The organism is Terriglobus sp. YAF25, assembly GCF_052113305.1.
Lineage (GTDB): Bacteria > Acidobacteriota > Terriglobia > Terriglobales > Acidobacteriaceae > Terriglobus.
Window position 1 is genome coordinate 1 of the sequence record NZ_JBFRCY010000104.1, and the last position, 8,354, is coordinate 8,354.

Here is an 8,354-nt window from a genome sequence, read left to right on the forward strand (position 1 = left end):
CGTTTTACCGTGAGCGGCAGAATGGAGAAATCTATTTCGGGCTCTGATTCTTACCGCAGCAATCCAATCCCCACCGCAGCCACAATCGCCGCGACCAATGTCGATAAAAAGTTCACCAGGTCATTGCCCAGCCAGCCTGCCCGTTCCACGGTCGCTCCCAGGAGCGTATCGAAGAAGAGGCCAAGCACCGCGGCGAAGAAGGCGACTGCCGCTACCTTCGGAGTCAGCAGGAGGGCCCACCAGCCGATGCCGGTCACGATGGCCGCTCCGGTAACGCCCGCGAAGGTGCCCACCATCGAGATGGCGCCGTCCGTTCCTGGCGGGACGCGCCGAAATCCAAGCCACGGCTCTCCGCCGAAGACCTGTCCGATCTCGGAAGAGATGGTGTCCGCCGTCGCTTCGGCCAAGGCTGCCAGACATGCTGCCAGCGATGCGAAGTAGCTGAAGGGGTAGGGAAGTTTGAAAAATTTGCCAAACAGCCATGCACCAAGCCAGGTGACGATCAGCGCCGCCACAGCCAGGTTGGCGGCGACTTGCGACGCCGTTCTTCCGTGCTTCGGCTCGGCCAGACCTGCACGCTCTTTCTCCGCACGCCGGACCCGTGTTGCTGCCCAGGTCAGAAGGAAGAGCGCCAGTAATGGAGTCAGCGCGGAATGCAGCAGGTTGCTGTTGTAGTCACGGGTCCAGGCGATCAGGTCGAAGCAAACTAGCGCTCCCATCAGGCAGCCACCCAGCGTCGCCGAGCGCAGGGCGAAAACCACCATCGCGAAAGCCACGGCAATCGCAAGAGGCCCTGCAACGAAGGGAAATCCCGCGCGTCCATAACTGAAGGCAAAGATGGAATAGCAGGTCAGCAGCAGGGAGCAGGCGCAGGCGGCCGTCAGTAACTGTGACTGCAGCCGGTCACGGGACGCAGGGATGGTTTTTCCGGGGATAGAGAGTGTGGTCTGGCTCATGCACCTGTGATTTACAATCGGCTTTGAGCATATCGGACCTCGGTCTGTGTTTGGGAGATGGTTTGGCGTCAGAAGTGCGGTACGGAAAGAAAGTGCTGGCGAAGGCCGGTGCAGTGTTGGCGGCGGCGGCAGCGCTGGTTCCGTTGAGCGGTTGCGGCAATACGTATCGCGCCGTCGTGAGCTCCATCAACCCCGTTGGTCCGGCGACGCAGCCGCAGAAGCTGCTGGCTGTGGTCTCGGATCCCGGAAGCGGACAGCCCGGTCTGATCACGGTTGTCGATTTCTCCGGCGACACGGTTCTGGCGATTGCGAATATTGCTCCGAAGCCGACGTATTTCGATCTGGCTCCGGCGAGCAACGGCGGTACGGGATACTCGCTGCATACCAGCTCCAGCGGTACGGTGATGAATAACTTTGACGTCTCGCCTTCGTTGAAGACGAACATCGTGTATTCCACGACGTTGTTCTCCAATGCGAATGCGAACTCGCTGTTTGCGACCTCCTCGGGAGCGTTCGTCAGCGAGCTTGGACGGTCCGCTGTCGGCCAGATCATCGGTGGTTCACCGGCTTCGCTGCGCCAGGAGTATGACGTTGCGGCCAATCCGCAGTACGTTGTGGGTCTTAGCACCGGCACGCGCTACTACGCGATCAGCCAGGGTTCAGGCTCCACCGGTTCGGTGGCCGCGATTGATACCTCGACCAACACGATCTCCAGTTCCATCAATGTCGGTACTCAGCCGGTCTATGGTGTGATGACCTCCGATGCAAAACGCGTCTTTGTGATGAACAAGGGCAGCAATACGGTTTCGGTGATCAACTCACAGGCCAACACCGCTGACGCCGCGCATCCCTCCATCACCGTGGGTACCGCGCCTGTCTGGGCCGATGTTGTCAGCTCCATCAACGAGCTTCTGGTGCTGAACCAGGGTTCAACGACCAGCTCGCTTAGTGTGATCAACATCCCGCTGTGCAACGCCAATAGCGCAACYAGCAACCCGAACTGCGACACCAACAACCCGGTGGATGCGACAGACTTCGGCACGGTTGTGGCTACGGTGCCGCTGGGCATCAACTGCACTCAGGTATCGGCGCTCCAGGATGGAACCCGCGCTTATGTCATGTGCAACGACGATCCCACTGCATCTGATGCCAGCAACGGTCTGGTCTACGTTGTCAATCTGACCACGAACACCGTGACGGCGAAGGTGAAGGTTGTCGGTCATCCGAACTGGATCACCGCGGTCACCGGCACGCCGAAGGGCAAGGTCTACACCACTGCCGGCGATTCACACCTTCTCACTGTCATCGATACCAGCACCGATACGCGTTATACGACGATCGATATTCTGGGCAACGGTGTTTCAGTCCGGCGTAACGCGCAGTAACGGACAAGAAATCGAAGTTCAAGAAGAAGGGCGGCCGATGGCCGCCCTTCTTTCGTTTCTTCAATCATTCAATGATTGAATTCTTCAATTCCTTCCGGAACTACATTCCCACCATGATGATCGGTAGTGTCGGAACTTGCGAGCCGCCGCGGTTCTCAACGGTCACTCCGAACGCCTTTGCATTCACGCCCTTCGGCACGTCCGGCAGCACGATCGCGGCGTTGCCGCGATCGTCGGGCAGGAAGGTGCCGGCAGGGATCGGCGAACGGTCTGTTTCCGACGGGATGATCCATAGTTCATAGGTCTTGTCCGGCGTTACGGGAGCGATGTTGCTGGCCAGAAAGAGCAGCATGCCGCGGTCGGCGCGGTAGATCACGCGTCCGTTCGGCGATGGAGCAGTCTCCGCTCTTGTGAGGGTTACGCGCTGGGTCGTCTTGTCGGAAAGAGAATCCAGAATCTCGCGCGCTCTGGCCGCGTCTTCTGACAGGCTGGCCATCTGCGCCGTATTCATGCGCAGGCTGCGCTGCAGCTCTTCGCGCTGGCGATAGAGGTGGTAACCGCCAAAAGCCAGTCCGGCCGCCACAGCCCATCCTGCCCAACCAAAGATGATGGTACCGATGCCTGCCTTCCGCGGGGTCTCGTCATACTCGTCGAAGCCAGACGCTCCATAGCTGGCAAAGGGAACAGAGCCCTCAGCGCCTGCTGGACGCAGTGCCGTTTCAGGCTGGGGCACGACTCGTTTTTCGCGGTTGACCTGCGTCATCAGCCGCTGACGCGCCAGGACAGGAGGCGTCTGCATCTCTGCCGTATGGGCAAAGGCTGCAAGGTCACCCTGGATGGTCGCCAGCTCACGGCGGCATTCCGGACAGTGGCGTACGTGTGCTTCTACGAGAGCCGTTTCCTCGGGCGTGAGGAACTGCATGGCGTAGAGCGCCAGGTCATCGGCCGATATGTGCTTGGGCTCGATCATGCCTGGAAGCTCCTGCGCAGTGAGATCAACGCACTGCGGATGCGGGTTTTTACGGTGCCGAGAGGATCTCCGGTCATCTCGGAGATCTCCATGTGGGTCAGGCCATCGAAGAAGGCCATCTCGAGCGTTTTGCGCTGCTCGGCCGGCAGGTTCTGGATTACGGTGCGTGCCTTCTCCATCAACGCGCTGCGTTCCGCTTCGTCGGCCAGGTTGAATCCGGAGGAAAGAATGACGTCTTCAACGGAATCGGTCGGGCGACGCCGACGCAATGCGTCGATGGAACGATTGCGCGCCACTACAGCCAGCCACGCGCCGAGCGTGCCTCGTGTCTGCTGAAACCTGTCCGGATTGCGCCATATCTGCATGAACACGTCCTGCAACACATCCTCGGCGGCGCCGGGATCTCGCAGAACCCGCAATGCAACCGAGTAGACAACCCGGGAGTAGCGGTCATAGAGCGACGCCATCGCCTGTTCATCGCCTGACTGAACAAGGGCGAGCAGGGATGCATCATCGCGCATCTGGATTCCGGACTCGCTCTTCACTTCAGGGTCTCGATACATGAACGATTCAGCAGCTCTTGCAGATTTATGTGGGTCTAACCAAGGGTTTCATGCCATGAAAGCGCACCTTCAGGACGTCGTGCAAGCATGGCACATCCTGCTCATTCTACAGAGATTCCTGTACTACGCGCAGGGGTTGGCTTGAGTGTACCCTGCCAGAAGTGGCATCCATAGCAAAACTTCGTTTGGACAAACTGCTGATGGAGCGCTCGCTCGCTCCCAGCCGCGAACGCGCGCAGGCCATGATCATGGCAGGCCGCGTGCTCGTGAATGAACAGAAGCTTGATAAGCCGGGCGCGTCTATCGCGGTCGACTCAGCGATTCGTATTCTCGGCGATGATCTGCGCTATGTCAGCCGTGGCGGCTTGAAGCTCGAACACGCTCTGCAACAGTGGAAGATCGATCTAAACGATTTGTTCTGCCTGGATATCGGCGTCTCCACCGGCGGGTTTACTGATTGCATGCTGCAGCATGGAGCGTTGCGCATTCTTGGTGTCGATACCGGAGCCGGACAGATCGCCGAGAAGCTGCGCCAGGATACGCGCGTCGATCTCCGCGAGCGAACGAATGCGCGTTTATTGCAGCCGGGTGATCTGCCGGTGGGAATCCGCTTCTTTGCAATGGATGTCTCTTTTATCTCGGCGACGCTGGTGTTGCCGCCGGTGGTTGGTGCATTGCGGGCTGCGGGAGGCGGCGCGTGGAACGGGCGGGCTGTGATTCTGGTGAAACCGCAGTTTGAAGCGGGCAGGGAAGCTGTCGGAAAAGGTGGCATTGTTCGGGATGAGGCAGCGCAGCGCGGCGCTATCGAGAAAGTGCGACAATGTCTCGCCGAGCTTGGAGGACGGGACATGGAAGTGATCGATTCTCCCATCCTTGGTGGAGAAGGGAATCGGGAGTTCCTTCTACACGTCGTCTTCAGCGCGGCGGAAGGTACACTGAGCTAGCATGCGCAGGGTCGCCCTTATCTCGAAACCGCAGAAAGCTGAGTTGGAAACCATCATGCCGGAGCTCGCCTCCTGGCTGAAGTCACGGGGCTATGAACCCATCTTCGACGAGCAGTCTGCGATCTACGCTCATGCCGGGAATGGCATGCATCGTGACGAGCTGGCCGCCCTTCAGCCGGAGCTGGTGGTTGTGCTGGGTGGCGATGGAACGCTGCTGAGCRCGGCGCGCGCCTTTGCCAAGACGGCAACTCCGATTCTGAGCGTGAACCTGGGCTCCCTGGGATTTCTGACGGAGATTCCCATCCAGGATCTCTACAAGGCGCTCGAAGCCTGGTGCGTGAACTGTTGCGAGATCGATCAGCGCGGCATGATGCATGCCGAGCTGTGGAGAGGGGGGAAGCCCTTCCATGAGTTTGAGGCGCTGAACGATGTGGTGATCTCCAAGGGGGCGATTGCCCGCATGGGAGACTTCACCATTACGCTGAACGGAAAGCTGGTCGCGACCTTCCGTGCCGACGGAATGATCGTGTCCACTCCGACTGGTTCTACGGCATACTCACTCGCGGCCAATGGTCCTATCGTCATGCCGGATGTCAATGCCATGATCGTCAATGCGATCTGTCCGCATCTTCTGACCATCCGCCCGATCGTGGTGCATGGCGACTCCGAGATTCAGATCAAGGTGGAAGGCATGGCTGATCAGACGTTTCTGACCGTCGATGGACAGGAAGCTGTTGCGATGGAAGTTGGGGACGAACTCCACTGCCGCCGCTCGCAGCACGCCGTCCGGTTGATTCAGCAGTACGACACCGGTCTCTTCGATGTACTGCGCACGAAACTGAAATGGGGCGTACGTTAGGGCGATACATTCAGTTGCTGAATCTTTCCTTTCGATGAAAACATCTGACCATCTGAATTCGGACTAATGTAGACTGAATTAGGTGGAAAAGATGTGCCTGAGTGAGATGAAGGTGGGCCAGCACGGTCGTTTGGAGCGGGTCGATTTGCCGGAAGAGGTAGGCGATCACCTCGCGCATATGGGTTTTCTGCCTGGGGCCGGTGTCCACGTCCTGCGGCGTGCCCCCGGAGGCGACCCCACCGTCTATCGGGTTGATGGCATTGAAGTTGCATTACGTCGTGAGACTGCCAGCCATCTCTTCATGACCCCCATCGAGAACGTTCAATGAGCTCCTGCTGTACCCCCGCGGAATCGAACGCCGCCGTTCTGACGGCTCCACCCCTGCCTGCGTCGCAAAAGGGACACATCCGGACGATCGCTCTCATTGGCCCGCCGAACTGTGGAAAATCGACGCTGTTCAATCGCTTGACCGGACTTCGGCAGAAGGTCGGCAACTATCCGGGCGTCACGGTAGAACACCATTCCGGCAGGATGAAGGCCATAGGCCGCAGCGACCTCGCGCTGATCGATCTTCCCGGCATCTACTCGCTCGCCACTTTTTCCGAAGATGCCCGCGTCGCCGTCGATGTGCTGAAGGGTCAGATGCCCGGCGTTCCCGCGCCCGATGCCGTACTGCTGGTGCTCGATTCCACCCACATGAATCGCCAGCTAATGCTGGCAGCCCCAATTCTCGCGCTCGGTCTGCCCACCCTGGTCGTTTTGAATATGTCTGACGTGCTTGAGTCGCGTGGCGGCAAGGTGGATGTGCTTGCCATGGCACGGGAGCTCGGCCATCCCGTCGCACTGATCTCCGCTGCGAAGGGAGTCGGGCTGGATCGCATTGCGGACTTCCTCAGTCAGTACGGCAACTTCGAGGTGACCCGGCCTGGCGCCGTGAAGCTGCCTGTGATTCAAAGTGCTGACAGCTATCGGAACTGGGCCACCCAGGTTAGCTCCCGTACGCGCTATCAGCAGCCCAATGCCCCCAAGTGGACGCGTCGTCTTGACCATGTGCTTTTACATCGTGTCTGGGGTCCATTGATCTTTCTTGCGGTCGTCATCGCGGTCTTTCAGGTGGTCTTTGGTCTGGGACAACCGCTGAGCGATGGTCTTGGGAACCTGCTGACAGGCTTGGGCGTGAAGATTGCGGCGCTTCTGCCTGATGGCTGGATGCGTGCGCTTCTGCGTGACGGTCTCTGGAACGGCGTGCAGTCGGTCCTGGTCTTCCTCCCCCAGATCCTTCTGCTGTTCGCGTTTATTGGCATCCTGGAGGACTCGGGATATCTTGCCCGTGCCGCGCTGATCGCAGATCGCGTCATGCGTTCCATCGGTCTGAACGGTAAGGCCTTCATTCCGTTGCTCAGTGCCTACGCCTGCGCCGTTCCAGCCATCATGGCGACCCGCACCATTGAGAACAAGCGTGACCGCTTTGCCACGATTCTGATCGCGCCGTTCATGACCTGTTCGGCACGCCTGCCGGTCTATACCCTCATCATCGCGGCCTTCGTCCCGGATCGTAGGCTGCTGGGAAGTTTCGTCGGCCTGCGGGCCACCGTTATGCTGAGCCTCTATGTGCTCGGTTTCCTCGCGGCGTTGTTTAYGGCCCGTGTACTCAAGTCCTCTTTGCTGAAGGCATCTTCGGCTCCGTTCATCCTGGAGCTGCCGCAGTACCGCTGGCCTACGCTGCAGGGCCTCGGCATCCGGCTCTACGATCGTGCGAAGCTCTTCCTGCGCAAGGCCGGAACCATCATCCTGGGAGTCACCTTCGCCGTATGGGTTCTCAGTGTTCTGCCGGTGCATACCGGCCAGTTCTCTGAGCTGACGGATTCCGTCATCGGTCATGTGGGCCACTGGATCGAGCCTGTCATTCGCCCGCTCGGCTTCAACTGGAAGATCGGCATCGGCCTGCTCAGTTCCATCGTTGCGCGCGAGGTGATTGTCGGTACGCTGGGCACTCTCTACGGTGTCGATCCGGAGACGCACGCACTTGGTCTGCAGCAGGCGCTGCGCGGTGACATGACGCTGGGCGGGGCGCTGGCGCTGGTGGTCTTCTTTGCCTTTGCACTGCAATGCACCTCTACCATCATCATGGTCCGCCGCGAGACCAATAGCTGGCGCTGGCCGGCGATCCAGTTCACGTATATGACCGTATTCGCATACACGGCGGCGCTGGTTACCAACCAGATCGTGAATCTCATCGCCCGTTAGAGCTTTTTCCTGCAGGTGTCGTGTGGGGATTCTGCACCTATGGGCGTTTTCCGCACTGAAAACGCCGCTGCCCCCTTTCCCGGGATAACAGGAAAAATGCTCTAGAATCTTCTGGCCGCGCGATGCCGTTTTGCAGCATCCAAGTTGGCAACATGAAGACGATCTTTCGCCCTGCACCGATTGTCCGTCGCGTTGAACTCGACGTAGCCCATCTGGATGAGAGCACTCGCAGCCGCCGAGGGCTGTTCACGGAATGGATTGTCACCAATGGCCTTGGCGGCTATCTTTCCGGTACCGTGGGCGGCCTGAATACCCGCCGCTATCATGGCTGGTTGATCGCCGCTTTACCTGCTCCGCACGGGCGCACCATGATGCTGAATCATTTGCGCGAGCGCCTGATTGTCGGTGAGCAATCCTATGTTCTGGCCTG

9 protein-coding genes are annotated in these 8,354 nt (G+C 59.4%); 6 read left to right on the forward strand and 3 right to left on the reverse strand.

The window, feature by feature from the left end:
• Positions 1-50 precede the first annotated feature (50 nt).
• The gene (locus AB4043_RS06095; RefSeq protein ID WP_442303331.1) at positions 51-956 is read right to left on the reverse strand and encodes a DUF92 domain-containing protein; all 906 of its coding nucleotides are present in this window, start codon (positions 954-956) and stop codon (positions 51-53) included.
• A gap of 74 nt (positions 957-1,030) precedes the next feature.
• On the opposite strand from AB4043_RS06095, the gene AB4043_RS06100 reads away from it, so the two are divergent.
• Positions 1,031-2,341: a YncE family protein gene (locus AB4043_RS06100; RefSeq protein WP_442306675.1), complete on the forward strand. Its 1,311-nt coding sequence runs from the start codon at positions 1,031-1,033 to the stop codon at positions 2,339-2,341.
• Positions 2,342-2,441: 100 nt separating this feature from the next.
• Here AB4043_RS06100 and AB4043_RS06105 read toward each other — a convergent pair whose 3' ends face one another.
• Entirely contained in the window at positions 2,442-3,311 is an 870-nt protein-coding gene (locus AB4043_RS06105; RefSeq protein ID WP_442303333.1) for an anti-sigma factor, read from the reverse strand.
• Positions 3,308-3,874, reverse strand: a complete 567-nt coding sequence (locus tag AB4043_RS06110) for an RNA polymerase sigma factor (RefSeq protein WP_442303334.1) — start codon at positions 3,872-3,874, stop codon at positions 3,308-3,310. Before AB4043_RS06110 ends, AB4043_RS06105 begins: the two co-directional genes overlap by 4 nt.
• A 185-nt stretch (positions 3,875-4,059) precedes the next feature.
• On the opposite strand from AB4043_RS06110, the gene AB4043_RS06115 reads away from it, so the two are divergent.
• The 5 genes from AB4043_RS06115 to AB4043_RS06135 form a co-directional block, all read left to right on the forward strand.
• Entirely contained in the window at positions 4,060-4,818 is a 759-nt protein-coding gene (locus AB4043_RS06115) for a TlyA family RNA methyltransferase (protein WP_442303335.1), read from the forward strand.
• 1 nt (position 4,819) lies between these two features.
• Positions 4,820-5,677: an NAD(+)/NADH kinase gene (locus tag AB4043_RS06120; RefSeq protein WP_442306676.1), complete on the forward strand. Its 858-nt coding sequence runs from the start codon at positions 4,820-4,822 to the stop codon at positions 5,675-5,677.
• Positions 5,678-5,768: 91 nt separating this feature from the next.
• On the forward strand, positions 5,769-6,005 hold the full coding sequence (locus tag AB4043_RS06125; protein WP_442303337.1) for a FeoA family protein: 237 nt from the start codon (positions 5,769-5,771) through the stop codon (positions 6,003-6,005).
• Complete coding sequence (gene feoB / locus AB4043_RS06130; RefSeq protein WP_442306677.1) at positions 6,002-7,924, forward strand: ferrous iron transporter B; 1,923 nt, start codon at positions 6,002-6,004, stop codon at positions 7,922-7,924. The genes AB4043_RS06125 and feoB overlap by 4 nt, the downstream gene beginning before the upstream one ends.
• Positions 7,925-8,076: 152 nt before the next feature.
• Positions 8,077-8,354: glycogen debranching enzyme N-terminal domain-containing protein (locus AB4043_RS06135; RefSeq protein WP_442306678.1), on the forward strand; the 278-nt coding region annotated here is incomplete at its 3' end.

What these genes read in the sequence shown, in the direction of transcription:
- AB4043_RS06095 (WP_442303331.1), bottom strand. Translation starts at nt 956, where the DNA reads ATGAGCCAGACCACACTCTCTATCCCCGGAAAAACCATCCCTGCGTCC.
- AB4043_RS06105 (WP_442303333.1), bottom strand. Translation starts at nt 3,311, where the DNA reads ATGATCGAGCCCAAGCACATATCGGCCGATGACCTGGCGCTCTACGCC.
- AB4043_RS06110 (WP_442303334.1), bottom strand. Translation starts at nt 3,874, where the DNA reads ATGTATCGAGACCCTGAAGTGAAGAGCGAGTCCGGAATCCAGATGCGC.
- AB4043_RS06125 (WP_442303337.1), top strand. Translation starts at nt 5,769, where the DNA reads ATGTGCCTGAGTGAGATGAAGGTGGGCCAGCACGGTCGTTTGGAGCGG.